The sequence below is a fragment of the Hyphococcus aureus genome (genome assembly GCF_042643165.1).
Taxonomy (GTDB): Bacteria; Pseudomonadota; Alphaproteobacteria; order Caulobacterales; family Parvularculaceae; genus Hyphococcus; species Hyphococcus aureus.
In genome coordinates this window covers 1161187-1176904 of sequence record NZ_JBHRSH010000001.1, presented here as the reverse complement: position 1 = coordinate 1176904, position 15718 = coordinate 1161187, and the positions used below count along the sequence as shown (strand labels likewise).

The 15718-nt window shown below is 61.2% G+C and carries 18 protein-coding genes; 7 read left to right on the top strand and 11 right to left on the bottom strand.

What is annotated here, in order from left to right; translation table 11 throughout:
* Nucleotides 1–31 precede the first annotated feature (31 nt).
* Entirely contained in the window at nt 32–205 is a 174-nt protein-coding gene (locus tag ACFOOP_RS05655; RefSeq protein ID WP_379881568.1) for a hypothetical protein, read from the bottom strand.
* Here ACFOOP_RS05655 and ACFOOP_RS05650 point away from each other — a divergent pair.
* Nucleotides 134–742, top strand: coding sequence for a Fe2+-dependent dioxygenase (locus ACFOOP_RS05650; RefSeq protein ID WP_379881518.1), 609 nt, complete (start codon nt 134–136; stop codon nt 740–742). The genes ACFOOP_RS05655 and ACFOOP_RS05650 overlap by 72 nt on opposite strands.
* Before the next feature lie 11 nt (nt 743–753).
* Here the strand turns inward: ACFOOP_RS05650 and ACFOOP_RS05645 are convergent, their stop codons facing one another.
* The gene (locus tag ACFOOP_RS05645; protein WP_379879889.1) at nt 754–1767 is read right to left on the bottom strand and encodes a hypothetical protein; all 1014 of its coding nucleotides are present in this window, start codon (nt 1765–1767) and stop codon (nt 754–756) included.
* A gap of 61 nt (nt 1768–1828) precedes the next feature.
* A complete protein-coding gene (locus tag ACFOOP_RS05640) occupies nt 1829–2146 on the bottom strand; it encodes an integration host factor subunit beta (protein ID WP_379879888.1) in 318 nt (105 codons plus the stop codon).
* A 127-nt stretch (nt 2147–2273) separates the two neighbouring features.
* On the opposite strand from ACFOOP_RS05640, the gene ACFOOP_RS05635 reads away from it, so the two are divergent.
* The gene (locus ACFOOP_RS05635; RefSeq protein WP_379879887.1) at nt 2274–3053 is read left to right on the top strand and encodes a class I SAM-dependent methyltransferase; all 780 of its coding nucleotides are present in this window, start codon (nt 2274–2276) and stop codon (nt 3051–3053) included.
* On the opposite strand, the gene lepB is transcribed toward ACFOOP_RS05635, so the two are convergent.
* A complete protein-coding gene (gene lepB, locus ACFOOP_RS05630; protein WP_379879886.1) occupies nt 3050–3997 on the bottom strand; it encodes a signal peptidase I in 948 nt (315 codons plus the stop codon). The genes ACFOOP_RS05635 and lepB overlap by 4 nt on opposite strands.
* Before the next feature lie 89 nt (nt 3998–4086).
* Here lepB and ubiB point away from each other — a divergent pair, with 89 nt between their 5' ends.
* From ubiB to ACFOOP_RS05605, 5 genes are all read left to right on the top strand, one after another.
* On the top strand, nt 4087–5616 hold the full coding sequence (gene ubiB / locus ACFOOP_RS05625) for a 2-polyprenylphenol 6-hydroxylase (protein ID WP_379879885.1): 1530 nt from the start codon (nt 4087–4089) through the stop codon (nt 5614–5616).
* Nucleotides 5617–5691: 75 nt separating this feature from the next.
* Nucleotides 5692–6297 carry a hypothetical protein gene (locus ACFOOP_RS05620; RefSeq protein ID WP_379879884.1) on the top strand — a complete coding sequence of 202 codons (606 nt, stop codon included), beginning with the start codon at nt 5692–5694 and terminating at the stop codon, nt 6295–6297.
* Between the two features lie 31 nt (nt 6298–6328).
* Nucleotides 6329–7558, top strand: a complete 1230-nt coding sequence (gene coaBC, locus ACFOOP_RS05615) for a bifunctional phosphopantothenoylcysteine decarboxylase/phosphopantothenate--cysteine ligase CoaBC (protein WP_379879883.1) — start codon at nt 6329–6331, stop codon at nt 7556–7558.
* A 17-nt stretch (nt 7559–7575) separates the two neighbouring features.
* A complete protein-coding gene (gene pnuC / locus ACFOOP_RS05610) occupies nt 7576–8187 on the top strand; it encodes a nicotinamide riboside transporter PnuC (RefSeq protein WP_379879882.1) in 612 nt (203 codons plus the stop codon).
* Complete coding sequence (locus ACFOOP_RS05605; protein WP_379879881.1) at nt 8184–8747, top strand: AAA family ATPase; 564 nt, start codon at nt 8184–8186, stop codon at nt 8745–8747. Before pnuC ends, ACFOOP_RS05605 begins: the two co-directional genes overlap by 4 nt.
* Before the next feature lie 449 nt (nt 8748–9196).
* Here the strand turns inward: ACFOOP_RS05605 and ACFOOP_RS05600 are convergent, their stop codons facing one another.
* The 7 genes from ACFOOP_RS05600 to rsfS all read right to left on the bottom strand — a co-directional run bounded on the left by ACFOOP_RS05600 (nt 9197) and on the right by rsfS (nt 15715).
* Nucleotides 9197–9886: an RluA family pseudouridine synthase gene (locus tag ACFOOP_RS05600; RefSeq protein ID WP_379879880.1), complete on the bottom strand. Its 690-nt coding sequence runs from the start codon at nt 9884–9886 to the stop codon at nt 9197–9199.
* Nucleotides 9887–10042: 156 nt separating this feature from the next.
* Nucleotides 10043–10552, bottom strand: a complete 510-nt coding sequence (locus tag ACFOOP_RS05595) for an RNA pyrophosphohydrolase (protein ID WP_379879879.1) — start codon at nt 10550–10552, stop codon at nt 10043–10045.
* Nucleotides 10553–10585: 33 nt separating this feature from the next.
* Entirely contained in the window at nt 10586–11845 is a 1260-nt protein-coding gene (locus ACFOOP_RS05590) for a divergent polysaccharide deacetylase family protein (protein WP_379879878.1), read from the bottom strand.
* A 253-nt stretch (nt 11846–12098) separates the two neighbouring features.
* A complete protein-coding gene (locus tag ACFOOP_RS05585; RefSeq protein WP_379879877.1) occupies nt 12099–13571 on the bottom strand; it encodes a S41 family peptidase in 1473 nt (490 codons plus the stop codon).
* Between the two features lie 29 nt (nt 13572–13600).
* Nucleotides 13601–14821 carry a murein hydrolase activator EnvC family protein gene (locus ACFOOP_RS05580; RefSeq protein ID WP_379879876.1) on the bottom strand — a complete coding sequence of 407 codons (1221 nt, stop codon included), beginning with the start codon at nt 14819–14821 and terminating at the stop codon, nt 13601–13603.
* Nucleotides 14818–15300, bottom strand: coding sequence for a 23S rRNA (pseudouridine(1915)-N(3))-methyltransferase RlmH (gene rlmH / locus ACFOOP_RS05575; RefSeq protein WP_379879875.1), 483 nt, complete (start codon nt 15298–15300; stop codon nt 14818–14820). The genes ACFOOP_RS05580 and rlmH overlap by 4 nt, the downstream gene beginning before the upstream one ends.
* A 43-nt stretch (nt 15301–15343) precedes the next feature.
* Nucleotides 15344–15715 carry a ribosome silencing factor gene (rsfS, locus tag ACFOOP_RS05570; RefSeq protein WP_379879874.1) on the bottom strand — a complete coding sequence of 124 codons (372 nt, stop codon included), beginning with the start codon at nt 15713–15715 and terminating at the stop codon, nt 15344–15346.
* Nucleotides 15716–15718 lie beyond the last annotated feature (3 nt).

Sequence of the window (15718 nt, the reverse complement as noted above, 5' to 3'; positions counted from 1 at the left end):
CCGTAGGGATTGGAGGTTTTCCTGCACTGCGCTATCTCGGCATCACGAAAACGCAGAAAAGCCGCGGGAGGCCGCCATTTTTATCGAGATCGAAAACCTGCTGACCGATCAGGAGCTGGCCCGGCTCGACCAGATCTTCGCCACCGGCAAATTCGCCGACGGGCGCGTCTCCAACCCGCACAACCAGACCAAGTATAATCTGCAAATCGACATGACGACCGATTTCTACCGGGAATCGAGCAATATACTCGGCCAGTGTCTGTTGCGCTCGGAGGAAGTTCGCAACTTCGCCTTCATCAACCGCATGGCGCCGCCTTTGATGGTGCGCTACCGGCCGGACATGAAATACGGCAAGCACCCGGACAATGCGTTTTTGCCGATGCAGCCGACGGCGCTGCGCTCCGACATCTCCTGCACCATCTTTATCGCCGATCCGTCGACCTATGATGGCGGCGAGCTGACCATCCATCTCGGCTCCAAGCCTATTTCGATCAAAGGCAAGCGCGGCTCGGCGGTGCTCTATCCGTCGACGACGATCCATGAAGTGCTGCCGGTGACGCGCGGCGAGCGGCTCGCTGCGATCACTTTCATGGAAAGCCAGATCTGCGACGAGAAAAAACGAGACCTGCTTTATACGCTGAACGAAGTCGCTGCGCTCGAAGGTCTCAAGATGGAATGGGACAACCGGGTTCGGCTTGAACATGTGCGCCAGTCGCTGCACCGGATGTGGTCAACGGACTGAAGAACAGTCAATCAGGCCCAGTGGTCGAGGACGGTTTTCACCGAGGCTTCGCGCGCGCCGAGCCGGTTCAGCCAGTCGAGGCCTTTTTGAATTTCAGCGCCATGATCGAGGCGCGCCTTGGCGATCACCTCACTGCGCAGCGCCGCGTCATAATCATGTTCCGGCGCTTTCGAATAGCGCTTCATGATCGGGCTCGACGCCGCAGCGGCGATCCGGTCCGGCGGCGCGCTAACGCCGAGCGCCGCCGCGACAGCGCTTAGCGTCTCTTCGGGCGACCTCAGCACCGCGTCGAAATCGAACACCGGCAGATCCGCGCGCGCCGCCGCCTCCATTTCCGCAAGCCAGCCAAGCGCTGCAAGCTCGCCGCTGGAAAATTTCGCCAGCGGCGTCAGGGATATCTGCGCATTGAGCCTGCGCCAGCGCAATTGCGCAAAGGCGCGCAAATCATTGACCGCATTGCGTCCCGCAAGCAGGACGGCGAGATGAATGTCGGGGCGCTGCGAGACATAGACCGCCTTGCGGTCCGGCGGCAAAAGATCAGCGGCGAGGCCGGTGCAGATGCTGGTCGCCTTCACCACCGCTGCGGATGCGCCGCGCGCCCATAATTTTTCAAGCAACGAAAGCCTCGCCCGCGCCATATCGGGGGCCAGCATCGCAGCCCCGCCCTCCGCCGCATCGAACGCGAAGGCGCGCAGCGGCAAAGGCTCACGCAACGCAATCGCCTCGCTCGCCGCGCCGAGAAGGCGCGAAACAAGCGTCGACCCGCAATGCCCGGAATGAAAGATGTAACTGACAGGCGGCGCCGGCAGCGCAGCGGCGGCCGCGGCGACCTGATCCGCAGGGACCCAGATCCCTTGCGTCTCGCGCGTCATGATGCGCTCGTCGAGAAAGCTCGCCTCTCGCAAGGTCGCAACCGGCAACCGCGCCAGCAGCATCTGGTCCATCACCGGCACATATTGATGGGGAAAAACGCCCGGATCGCCGCCAAGCGCCGAGAGAAACTGGTTCGCCAGATTGGTGTTCATGAACCTTCCGCCGGCGGCGGCCTCAACGCGGGGTCAGACAGCGCGGGATCGCTCAGCGCAATTATTCTGCGGGTCCGCGCGCCGCGCCCGAAAAACGCCCTTCGCCATTGAGGCGATCACGAAGCTCCTTGCCCGCCTTGAAGAAAGGCGACCATTTTTCTTCGATATGCACCGCCTCGCCGCTGCGGGGATTGCGGCCCGTGCGCTCCGGACGGTGTTTCACCGAAAAGGCGCCGAAACCGCGAAGCTCCACCCGGTCGCCGCGCGCCAAGGCGTCGGAGATTTCCTGATACACGATGGAGACAATGCGCTCGATATCCCGGTGGAACAGGTTCGGGTTTTCATCAGCGAGCTTTTGAACGAGTTCGGACTTGATCATGGCGGGTCCCCTTGCCATTAGCGGCGGCGCCAAAAACACCGCGAAATTCAATTGCTTAACACTGTCAAAAGGCGGATGCGGCGTCAAGGCGCTTTTGTTAGGCGGGTCAAGGGATTAAGCCCTTTTCATGGCTGAACCCCGCGACGATGAAACATCCTTTGGCTTTCGCACCGTGAAAACGGGCGAGAAGGCGCGCCTCGTGCGCTCTGTCTTTGACAGCGTCGCGTCGAAATACGACCTGATGAACGACCTCATGTCGGGCGGGGTCCACCGGGTCTGGAAATCGGTCTTCCTCGACCGCATCGGGCCGCAGCCGGGAGAACAGCTCATCGATGTGGCGGGCGGCACCGGGGACATCGCCGCCGGGTTTTTGAAACGCGCAGACGAACGCCCCTCAGCTGAGCGCAAAGCACCCGCGAAAGCCGTCATTTGCGACATCAATTACGAAATGCTCAAAGCCGGCGAAACGCGGCCCGACATGATCGCCCTCGGCGAGCGCCTGACCCGCGTCACCGGCGACGCGGAAAACCTTCCGTTCCCGGACAAATCGTTCGACACCTATACAATCGCCTTCGGCATTCGCAACGTAACCGATATGGACGCAGCGCTCAGCAACGCCTATCGCGTGTTGAAACCGGGCGGGCGGTTCTTCTGTCTTGAGTTCTCTCATCCGATTACTGAAGGCCTGCAAAAGGCCTATGACGCCTATTCTTTCAGCGTCATCCCCTGGCTCGGCGAGAAAGTCGCGGACGACCGCGACAGCTATCAGTATCTTGTTGAATCGATCCGCAAATTCCCGGCGCAGGAAGCCTTCGCCGCCCGCATCAATAAGGCCGGGTTCGCGCAGGTGAAATATGAAAACCTAAGCGCCGGCGTCGCCGCCATTCATTCCGGCTGGCGGGTTTAATCATCTAACCGATTGCCGATGCGGCTTAAATCGCTGAGCGAAAAACCAATATAGAGGGCTTCTCCAATCACATTGCCTTCCGGAACATAGCCGACCATGGAAATCACCCGGCTGTCCTGTGACCGGTCGCGATTGTCGCCGAGCATGAAATAGTGCCCGTCAGGAATCTCATAAACCGAGGTGTTATCAAGGGGGCCGTTCCCAGGCGCTGCATCAAGAATTGAATAAGAATGCTCACCAATCTGCTCACGAAGTTGAAGCAGCTTTTCTTTAGCGCCCCCGTACTGAATGATTTCCTTCAGCCCTTCTGATGTCTGCGGGAGGGAAACGCCATCGATCTCGACTACTCCATCGGTAAGCCTGACAGACTGCCCACCGACAGCCACCAGCCTTTTCACATATTCGTGCGGACGACCGAGTTCGTCGGTGTCTTTGTTATTCTTGAAGATAACAACAGCTCCGGGCTCTAGGGAAACGTTGTGATGCTTTGCATTTATGCGTTTGGCGATGACAATATCGCCTGGGACAAGACTTGGCGCCATCGAGCCCGCCGGAATATGGTAAAAACGATAATTAGCAAGCGGCTTCATCGTGAGCGCCCAGAGATAGCCGAGAATAACAGCGGCGATCACCCAGATCACGTAATGCCAGCGCTTCGGTTGCCGTTCCGCAGGGATCGTTCGGTTGCCTGCTATAACGGCAATCGGCCCGAAATAGAGAACAGCCATCAAGATGATGACAATTGCGACCGCAGAGTATGCGCCCGCTAAGTATAGCCCGAGGAAATGCATTGCCGCAAAAGGCAGCGCTAGCGCCAGCATCCATATCGCGACGCCAAACCGCGGACGCCCAACATAGAAATAACCCAGCCCCACACCGAGCAAACCCAAAAGGGCTGCCACCCAATAGTGGCGTTTCACGGTCTCATCCGATGCTTCCGTCATTGCTTTCGCCCCCGCGACTACAAGGCGCTATCCCTCGCCCCAACTTAACGATAGGAAAAAGCTGAGTTTTTGTCGCTAGTTGATTGCTGATGTTTTCCGCCTTCGCAGATTATGCCCGCCTTCTCCGCGCCGGCTGGACCCTGTCCCGCCGGGATGCGCTGATCCCCCATGAATATGCGCATCTGACGCCGGCGGCCCTGCGCGCCTTCGGGGCGCTGTCGCGCCTTGGCGCCAACCGCCAGGGCCGCCCGGGAGAGCGCCTCGCCCACGCCTTCGAACGCCTCGGCCCTGCCTATGTAAAGCTCGGCCAGTTCATGGCGACGCGGCCCGACATTATCGGCTTTGAACTCGCCGGCGATCTCGGCCGGTTGCAGGACAAGATGCCGCCTTTCCCCGAGGCGCAGGCCCGCAAGGAGATAGAGGCCGCCTTCGGACAGCCGGTGGACGCGCTGTTTGACGATTTCTCTGCGCCCATCGCCGCGGCGTCGATCGCCCAGGCGCATCAGGCGAAGCTGAAAGACGGCCGCAAGGTCGCCGTCAAGATCCTCCGCCCACGGATTGAACAAAAAGCCGGCGAAGAGTTTCGCGCCTTCGGACGCGCGGCGCGCAACCTTGAAGCCGTTTCCAAAACCGTGCGGCGCATGGAGCCGGTGAAATTTGTCGAAACCCTGAAGGCCGCCGCCGCAATTGAACTTGACCTCCGGATGGAAGCCGGCGCCGCATCGGAACTCGCCGAAGACCTTGCTGGCGAAGACGGCGTGCGCGTGCCCGAAGTCATCTGGCCCCTGACGGCGCGGCGCATTCTGACCGTTGAATGGATCGACGGCACGCCCATGGGCGACCTCGCTGGTCTCGATGCGCGCGGGATCGATCGCAAGGCGCTGGCGAAGCTTGTCATTCATATTTTTCTGAAACAGGCGCTCCATATGGGGTTCTTCCACGCCGACATGCATCAGGGAAACATGATCGTCGACAAGGAAGACCGCCTCGCCCTGATCGATTTCGGCATTATGGGCCGCCTCGATGAGGAAGCGCGCACCACCTTCGCCGAGATCATCTACGGCTTCATCACCCGCGACTACGCCCGCACGGCGGAGGTCCACTTCGCCGCCGGCTATGTGCCGCCGGGCCATTCCATGGAGGCCTTTGCGCAGGCCCTGCGCGCTGTCGGCGAACCCCTGCAAGGGCGAAACGCCGCGCAGGTCGATATGTCCCGCGTGTTGCAACAGTTGTTTGACGTCACCGCTTTGTTCGACATGCATTTGCGGCCCGAGCTTGTTCTCCTGCAGCGCACCATGGTGACGGTCGAGGGGGTCGCGCGTTCGCTTGATCCCGAAATCGACATGTGGGCGGCGGCGACGCCGGTTGTGAAGGACTATGTGAACAAGGCCATCGGTCCCATGGCGCAAGCCGAAAAGCTGAAATCCGCGACGGTGAAGGCGCTCGAAGTGGCGCCGAAGCTGCCCCATTATGTTGAGGCCATTGGCAAGGCGGCGGAAATCTATGCGGCGCAGGGACCGGCGCAACAACCGGCGCGCAATGACAGGCCCGCGCGCCTCGCGCTGTGGGCGCTGGCGGCGGCCGTCACACTGCTCGCCGCCATCATCTTCAGTCGATAAAATTGTATCTATCCGCCTAACCGTTTTTTCGCAGTCCTATCCGATAGGTAACGTTCACGAACGGGAGGGCGACATATGTTCGGCTTAAAGTTCGGGGGAGCGAGAAAACAGGACACGGCGCCCGATGGCGAATTCATCATCGCGCGCCTTAACGCCAAGGTTCAACCGATTGACCGCGGCGATTATTATGAAGACCCGCTGACGGAAACGCTCGCGGCGCGTCATCTCGGCGAGGTCACCGGCGGCGGCACACAGCTGTCCGACGAGCCTTGCGGAATCGAATTCTGCGATTTGGAAATTTGCGTTCATGAGTCGGGCGAGGAAACCGTCGCCGCCATCATCGAACGGCTGGAAGCGCTGGGCGCGCCCAAGGGCTCGCGCCTGATTATCGAAGCGACCGACCGGCAAATTCCCTTTGGCGTCACCGAAGGGATCGCCGTCTATCTCAACGGGACGGAGCTTGCGGACGAAGTCTATCGCGATTGCGACGTCAATCATGTGATCGACGAGTTCGATCGGCTGCTGAAAGGCAAGGGCGCCTTTCGCGGCCACTGGCAGGGCGACCGCGAAACCGCGCTTTTCTGCTATGGCGCGTCCTTTGCTGAGATGAAGGCTGCTCTGGAGCCGTTCCTCAGCGAATACCCCCTTTGCGAACGCGCGCGGGTCGAGCAGATCGCGTGACTTTGGCGGACCAAAGCCCTATTTAGGGGTCATGGACGCCAAACGCATTCTTCTCATCATCGGCGGCGGGATCGCCGCCTATAAAAGTCTTGAACTGATCCGCGAGCTTTCCCGCCGCGGGATCAAAACCCGCGCGATCCTGACCCGCGCCGGGGCCGAGTTCATTACGCCCTTATCCGTCGCCTCGCTGACCGGTGAAAAATGTTTCACCGATCTTTTCGACCTGACCGACGAGGCGGAGATGGGTCATATCGAATTGTCGCGCTCGGCGGATCTTGTGGTGGTCGCGCCGGCGACGGCGGATCTGATGGCCAAGGCCGCAAACGGGCTCGCCAATGATCTCGCCTCGACCGCGCTGCTCGCCACCGACAAGCCAGTGATGATGGCGCCGGCGATGAATGTCCGCATGTGGGAACATGCAGCGACACAGCGCAATCTTGAAACGCTGAAAGGCGACGGCGCGATGATTGTCGGCCCGGACAAGGGCGACATGGCCTGCGGCGAATACGGATTTGGACGCATGGCCGAGCCGGTGCAGATCGCCGACGAAATCGAGGCGCATTTCCTGAAAAATGCGCACGGGCCCTTGAAAGGCCGGCGTATTCTCGTCACGGCGGGCCCGACGGTGGAGCCCATCGACCCGGTGCGCTTCATCGCCAACCGGTCGTCGGGCAAGCAGGGTTACGCGATTGCAGAGGCGCTGCGCAATCACGGCGCCGAGGTGATCCTTGTCACCGGCCCGACCCATGAAAAAATCCCGGCTGGCATCGAAGTCAAACAGGTGCAGAGCGCGCGCGAGATGATGGAGGCGTCGAACGCCGCCCTGCCGCTCGATTGCGCTGTGTGCTGCGCCGCCGTCGCCGACTATCGCCCGGAGATCGAGACCACGCACAAGATCAAGAAAGAGCGCGGCGGCCTCACCAATATTCCGCTCACGGAAAATCCGGACATTCTGAAGACGCTGTCGCAAATGAAAGAGGGCCGCCCACGCCTCGTTGTGGGCTTTGCGGCGGAAACCGATGACGTCCTCGGCCACGCGGAAGCCAAGCGCAATCGCAAGGGCTGCGACTGGATCGTCGCCAATGACGTCTCCCCCGGCGAACATTGCGCCATGGGCGGCGACCGCAACTCCATTATCCTCATCACCGACAAGGGCGATGAAGCCTGGCCGGAAATGTCGAAGGCGGATGTTGCGCGCAAACTCGCCGACAGTATCGCCGAGGCCCTGCGCGGCCCGACGCTCGTCAAAGCGGCTGAATAGGCGGCTTTAACGGGGCGATGGGGGAGGTTCTTGAGTTTCTGACAGGGATGATCGGCGCGCGACCGGTGGAGATCATCGCTTTCTTCCTTGGGATCGCCAACATCACGCTCCTCGTGCGGCGGTCGATCTGGAACTATCCCTTCGGCATCGCCATGGTCACGCTCTATGCGTGGATCTTTTATGGCGCGAAGCTTTATTCCGACGCGCTTCTGCAAATCTTTTTCTTCGTGGTGCAGGCCTATGGCTGGGCGCACTGGCTGACAAGACGCGATGAGCAAGGTCTTGTCATTGTCGCGCGCATCACGCCGCGCGCCGCCGTCGCCTCCGCCCTCGCCGCGCTCGCCGGAACCGCCGCGCTGGGCGGCGCTATGGCCACATGGACCGACGCCAGCTTTCCTTTTTGGGATGCGTCAGTCGCGGTGCTTTCCGTCATCGCACAGGTGATGCTCGCCCGGCGCCTTCTTGAAAACTGGCTTGTCTGGGTCGCGGTCGACATCGTCGCCATCGGGCTTTATTGGACCAAGGGTCTTTATCCCACTGCGGTGCTTTACCTGATGTTTCTTGTGATTTCGGCGATCGGCTATGTGAATTGGCGCCGCGCCTACAGCCGCGGCGAGGCTGTGACGTGAGCGAGCGCGCGCAAAAACGCCTGACTCTTCTCGGGCCTGAAAGCGTCGGCAAAACCATTCTGGGCGAGCGCCTCGCCAAGCGGTTCGACACGAGACTGGTGCGCGAATATGGCCGCACCTTCGATGAGAAAATCATGCAGCCGCGCTATAAACACGGCAAAGGCTGGCGCGAGGACGACCTGATCAACATCGCCGAGACCCACACCGCCATGCGCGCGGCGCTCTCGCCGCTCGCCGGACCGTTGCTGATCGAGGACACCGACGCGCTGATGACGGCGGTATGGGCGGAATATCTGTTGAATGCACCGTCGGTAAAGATTGAGGCCATGGCGCGCAGATCGCTCGCCGATCATTATCTTTTGCTGACGCCGGAAACACCGTGGACGGATGATGGCGTTCGTTACGCCGGCAAACAGGAAGAGCGCGAGTGGTTTTTCAACGCCGCGAAAAAACGCCTCGACGCGTGGAAGGCGTCCTACACCATCATCTCCGGCGCCGACTGGGATGACCGCGAACGCCAGGCGGTGAGTGTGGCCGAGCGGATGGTCAAGCAATTTTGATGCACCCCCTTCCCCCGGTTACGGGGGAAGCACCCGCGAAGCGGGGGATGGGGGCTTAACAACGCCCCCTCCGTCTCGCTCCGCTCGACACCTCCCTCGCAAGCGGGGGAGGAGAAACTCAACCTTCCACTCCCCACCCCAATAACGCGAGAAACACTCCAAAATGGCGAAAAAGGCCTGTTTTTTGAGGTTTGGTGAAGACTTATCCACCACCTCATGGACGGGCTTATAGTGCCCATTCGCGAGTGTTTGGCGTCCCTGCGGCTTGACTGCGGGGACCAGCGCTCAGGTCAATGAAGCGGCATCCGCGAAGAAAAGGTTCGGGACGCGCGCGGCGGCGCCATGCGCCGGAGAAAAGGCTGGAAAATCGCAATGAGCAGGAAATTCCAAATGGCGCCAGACTCACCTGCAGCCCAGGAAATCCGCGGGGCAAAACTGGCGGGCGCGGCTCAGACGTCGCCGCCGAGCCTTCGCACCATCTCCGCCATCGCCTCCGGCGGCGGCGCCTCGACGACGACCGGCTCCTTGTTTTTGGAAATGGGAATCACAAGCCGGCGGGCGTGGAGCATCATCGGATGGGCGCGCTCCGCTGCCGAAAGCTCCCCATACTGAGGATCGCCGAGGATCGGCGCGCCGAGGCTTTCAAGATGCACGCGAATCTGGTGCGTGCGCCCGGTTTTCGGCTTCGCCTCGATAAAGGCGAGCCCGTCTTTTTGCGCCAGCGTGCGATAGGTGGTGACGGCGCGCTGGCCGTCATCCGCGATGACGACGCGCCAGCCGGAGCCGCGTGTCTCTTTTTTGAGGGGCGCCTCGATCGTCCCCGACAGCTTTTCTGGCACGCCTTTTGTGACGGCCCAGTAGGTCTTTTCGACCCTGCCGTCGGAGAAGAGTTTGCCGAGCTTTCTCAAGGCTTTGGGGTGGCGCCCAAGCGCCAGGCACCCGGATGTGTCGCGGTCGAGCCGGTGCGCCAGCGCTGGCAGGCGCGGCAGGCCAAACCGCAACGCGTCGAAATAATTTTCAAGATTATCGCCGCCGCCGGGACCGCCATGCACCGGCAGCCCCGCCGGTTTGTCGATCACCAGCATCAAGCCGTCGCGATAAAGCAGGCGGTCGAGGAGGAAATCCGGTGCGTACGCCATTCAGCCCTGATGCTTCGTCCTTCGAGACGCAAAAAATCCTTCATCCTGAGGGGCCCGCCCTTCGAAGCCGCCTTCGGCTTCGTTCAGAATGAAGAGGGCCGTCTCGAAGGACATGAAGGATTTTTTGCTCCTCAGGATGAAGCACTCCCTATTCATCTATGCTTGCGCGCGCAGAAAGTCGCGCAACGGCCGGAAGCCCTCAACAATATCGTCATAGACATGACGCTTGAACGGCACGATCAGCGACGGCGCCTCTTCCAACTCGCCCCAGCGCCAGTCATCGAACTCCTGATGATCGTCCGCCTCCAGATCGATTTCGCTATCCTCGCCCGTGAAGATCATGGCCGCCCATTTCTGGCGCTGACCTTTCCAGTTTTTCTTTTTGTAGTCGGCGGGAAATTCATAGGCGAGCCAGCCGGGCGTCACGCACAAAAGCGTCGCCGAGGAAACGCCGGTTTCCTCTTTCAACTCGCGAAAGGCGGCGGCGGCGATATCTTCGTCCGGATCGACGCCGCCCTGTGGCATTTGCCAGCGATAAAGATCAGGCTTCTCGCCCAGACCGGAAAAATCACCGACGCGGCGGCCATACCAGACCTGTCCCTGTGCGTTGAACAGGACGACGCCCACATTGGGGCGAAAGCGTTTCAGGAGGTCTTTCTGGCTCATGGGAACTCTGGTGGCGGCGCGTCGACCAAGCCCTTACCGGGTTGCGGCGCTTGTCCGCAAGAGCGCAGAGGCAGGCGCCTGAGCGATGCCTTTTTGTTCGAGCCCGCGCGCCCAGACGGCGATTTCGTCAATCGTGGCGGCGTAGGCGTAGGTCTTACCCAGCGCAAAGCCGTCGCGTTTGGCCGCATTTTCAAGGGCCGCAAGCTCCCGCTTCACATCGCGAAGATCGGCGTCATCCGCTGCGGCGGGGATCATGCGGGTGACGGTGGCGATGGGAAGCCCGCCGGCGCTGCGCGAAGCGGCGCCCGTGTCATCGATATAACCAACGCCGGAATTTTTCAGCCGGTCGAGCACGGGACCGAGCGCATCGGCGTCGGCGGAGAATTTGGCGCCCATATAATTCGTGGCGGCGAAATAGCCGCCAAAACGCGCCATCAGCCAATCAAGGCGCTGAAGGTTTTCCTCTGGCGCGCGGGAGGTGAGAAGCCCCGCGGCGCCCAGCGCCTGCGCATTGACGCCATAGCCTTCCATGGGAAGTTCGATCAGAACTTCATGGCCGGCGTCGCGGGCTTTCTTGGTCCAGAAATCGAGATTTTTGGCGTAAGGCGCAAAAGACAGCGAAACCTCCGGCGGAAGATCGTCAATGGCGCGCTCGGTCACGGCGGCGTTGAGGCCGAGCCCGCCGACAATCACCGCGACGCGCGGCTTTGACCGCGAGCCTTCATAGGGGCGGGCGTAGTAACTGACCGGGCGGCGGCCGTCGGCGGCGACGCGCGGGGTGTTGCCGAGCGCCGTAACGCGCAGCATGGCGCTGTCAGGGTCGGGAATGGGCCTGATCGAAGGCCCTAGGGAAGCGGCGGCGACTGGCGTCGCCTTCTTCGCGCCGGGGATGGTGATGATGACGTCATCGGCGCTGTAGCGAACGTCGTCGGACTCATCATCCAAATAGTCATCTTCATAAAGCAGATCGTCTTCATCATCCGTACGAAGATCATCACCGCCTGGATAGATCAGAACCAGACCGTCTTCGGAATCTTCACCGGGAGCCGTTTGCGCGAGCTTTATTTCACCCGCCGGCGGCTGCCGCAGGACCGGCGCCTCGATGCGTTCTTCCGATCCGGGGGCCGGCGGCGCATTGCGCGCGAAAATTTCGATGCGATCCACGGGCAGCGCAATGCGGCCCGGACCTTCGCCTGTCCGCGCGGAATAGACCATGACGCCGGCGGCTCCCGCAAACAGCGCGAGCGAGCCGAGCCAGGCCCATGTCAGGCGGCTCAAAACCGGCGGTTTCATACGTCTGCGGCGAGGCATAAATCTTCAGACGACCTTCGACACGCGCTAACGGCGCCGCGCCCGGCATGGGGCGGCGTCCTGCGCCCCCACCCTAGGGAAAATAGGGTTAACCAAACGAAAACGGGGCCCATTATCCGCGCGGGATCAGAAAAAGTGGAAGCCGGTTTTTCGCCCGATCCCGCGCCCATAATACAAATGGGCGGCGCAAGCGCCGCCCATTGGACCGTTTCTTCTGTAAAATCAGGAGTTCCCTTTAATGCGCCGAAGCATGCTCCTCGGTGCGCGCTGCGCCCGCATCGGCGAGGGCCTGATTATAGGCTGTGGCGTCAGCGAGAATTTCAAGCGCACGGTTGAGCTGGCAGTCGACCGGGGTCTCCCCGTCTTCCTCGAAGGAGCAGAGGAACGGCTCGACTTTCGGCTTGCCATCCTCACCTTCTGCGGCCGCAACCTCCTCGGTTTCGGCTTCTGCATCCGTCTCTTCATCGGCGACGTCGAGCGCGTTTGGCAGGTCTTTTTCGCCGGGGCGTTCAACCAGTTCGTCCTGGCCCGGATAGATCACCGGCATCGCGATATCCGGTTCAATGCCCATGGCCTGAATGGAGCGGCCGGACGGTGTGTAATAACGCTGCGTCGTGAGGCGCAGGGCGCCCTGAAGCCCGTTCTGAAGCGGGATCACTGTCTGCACCGAACCCTTGCCGAATGATTTCGTGCCCAGCAGCAGGGCGCGATTGCGGTCCTGCAAGGCGCCGGCGACGATCTCGGATGCTGACGCCGAGCCGCCATTGATAAGAACCACAACAGGCTTGCCGTTCAGCCGGTCGCCGGGCGTGCCCATTTCGCGCATGGTGTCGCGTGGACGGCGACCGCGGGTGGAGACGATCTCACCACCGCTGAGGAACGTGTCGGAAACCGCCACCGCCTGATCCAGAAGCCCGCCCGGATTGGAGCGCAGATCAAGGACAAGGCCTTTAGGCCCGCCGGGAATGTCTTTTTCAAAGCTCTTGATCGCCTTCATCAGGCCGTCGCGGGTCTGCTCACTGAAATTGGTGATGCGCACATAACCGAACTGGTCGTTCTCGACGCGCGAGATCACCGAGGGAACATTGACGATGTCGCGCACCAGCGTCAGGTCGAACGGCTCTTTCTCGCGGTCGCGCACGACGCCAATATCGATCTTGGTGCCTTTCTCGCCCTTGAGCTTGGAAATGGCTTCGTCGAGAGACATGCCGAAAACATCTTCGCCGTCGATTTCAACGATCAAATCATCGGTCTTCATGCCGGCCCGGGCCGCAGGCGTATCGTCAATCGGGCTGACGACCTTCACATAGCCTTTGTCGGGGCCTTCATTGTCCATTTGCACGGTGATGCCGAGACCGGCGAAAGAGCCGCGCGTCTGCTCCTGCATGGTCTGGTAATCTTCGGCGGTGAGATAGCTCGAATGGGGATCGAGCGTGTCGAGCATGCCGTCGATGGCGCCTTTGATAAGATCGGCGTCTTCCGGGTCGGCGACATAATTCTCGTGCACCTGCTCAAAGACCTCACCGAAGAGATCGAGCTGGCGGAATGTGTCCGCGGAAATCGACGGTCGCGCAAAGACAGCGCTCGACAGGACGCCAAAGACCAGCGCGCCGCCGCAAGCGGCCGCGATCAGGGCGCCGCTGGAATAGCGCTTGCCGCGCGAATGAACTGTCGAAGAGCGGAGAGCGTTTTTAGGGCTTTTGACCATTGATAATCTACACCTTGCTTGGGCCTCCATCATTGGAGGCTTTCCATAGTCTTACGGGAGAGCCACAACGCCGGGTTAACGGGCTCTCCATTTTTGCGGATCTCGAAATCCAGCGCGCCCCCGCCGGACATCTCCGCCACCGGTTCCCCGGCCGTGATGCGCTGGTTCTCCTCCACCAGGAAACGACCAACGCCCATAAACAATATATGGTAGCCATCGCCAACGTCCAGCAGGATGAGATTGCCAACTTCAGGCCAGCTTTGAGCAAATTTGACCCTTCCCTCGAACGGAGAGGTCACAATGGCTTGATCGCGCACGGAAAATCGGAGGCCTTCGAAAATCCCGCCTTCCGGACGGGACTTGCCGTAATCTCCTGTTAACCGTCCTGCGACCGGCGCGCGCAGGGCGCCGCGCGCCTCTCCAAAGGCTTTGGCGGTGATAACCGGCTCCGGCGCGGTGCGTTTGATGCTCGGCAGGTTCGGGGTTGAGGACGGCTCCGGCAGGGCCTCTTTGGGTGCCGGGGGCTTCAGCCGCGGGGTGATCAGATGGGCGAGCCGGGACAGGCGGTCGATCAGCTCCCGCAAGGTTGAGGCCTGCGCGGCGATCCGCGCCGTCTCGCGCTGGGCGGAGGCGGCGAGCGCCTCGGCCACATTATGCTCCTGCTCTTTCTTCGTTAGTAGCTCAGCCAAGACATCGCGGCGCGCCGCGAGGGCGCCGCTTTCCTTGGTGAAATTTGCGCGGTCCCGATCCAGATCCCGGGCGAGGGCGGCGAGACGTTCAATAGCGCCGCGAAGGCGCGCGGCGCGGGCTTCGACTTCCGGCGCGGCGTCAGACAGAAGCATCGCCGCACGCGCCGCTTTGTTGGCGTCTTCCGGGTTAACGAGCAGCGCCGGCGGGCGCGACATTTCCAGCGACTGAAGCGCGGCAAGCACATCGGAAAGATTCTCGCTTTCCTTTTTCAGCGCCGCCTCGGCTTCGATCTTTTCCGCTTCGAGTTCGTCGATGGATTGTTCAAGCCCGGCGACCTTGCGCTCCGATTCCTGAATGGAATTCGCCGTTTCGATCAGGCTGTTGCGCAGCGCCGAGACCTCGCGCTGCTTGGCGGCGGCTTCGTTTTTCAGGCGCTTTTCTTCTTCCGCGCGTTCCTTGAGCTGTTGCTCCACCGCCTTGAGCTCATCGGAATCGACCTGCGCGCGCGCATGCAGCGGCGTGAGAAAAGCAAGCGCGAAAAGGAAAAGCCGCAGCGTCATGAACGATGATAAGGGTGGCCGGAGAGTATGGTCATGGACCGGTATAGTTGCTCCGCCAGCATCGCCCTGACAAGCATATGCGGCCAGGTTGCTTTTCCAAAAGAGATGAGATGATCGGCCTTCTCACGCAGCGGCGCATCATGTCCGTCGGCGCCGCCAATGAAAAACGCCGCCTCCGGCGCGCCGTCATCGCGCATTCGCTCAAGCAGGGCGGCTAGTTTTTCGCTGGAAATATTTTCCCCAGCTTCATCGAGAACGAAGAGTTTGGCGCCGTCAGGCGCGGCGGCGAGGAGAAGTTCGCCTTCGCGTTTTTTAAGCGCCGGGCCCGACAGCGCCCTCGGCGCCTCGAATTCCTTTAAGGCGACGTCGGAAAATCCGATGCGGCGCCCGAAGCCGCACGCCCGGTCGAGATAGTCTTCGACGAGCGTTGCCTCGGCGCGCCCGCGCATTTTGCCGATGGCGGCGATCATGAGCCGCATGGGCGGGACTTCCTTGTGTGTGCGGCTTGTGTGTGGCCGGTTCTCAGGCGTCGGATTTCGCAGGAATGTGCGCCGCTTCCGACCAGGCGCGTTCAAGATTGTAAAAATCACGCACTTCAGGGCGGAAGAGATGAACGATCACATCCTCAGCGTCGATCAGGACCCAGTCGCAGGCGCCTGCGCCTTCGATCCGCGCCCGGCCCATGCCGGCGGCCTTGAGCTGTCGCATGACCTTGTCAGCCATGGCGCTCACATGGCGCTGCGAACGGCCCGATGCAATCACCATGGCGTCGGCGATATCGGACTTTCCCGCCAGCGGGATGGTGACGACATTCTCGGCTTTATCGTCATCAAGCTCTTGAAGAATGAGGGATAAAATTGCCTGGCTGCGTTCTTCGGGAGTGAGGTTCGCCAATGC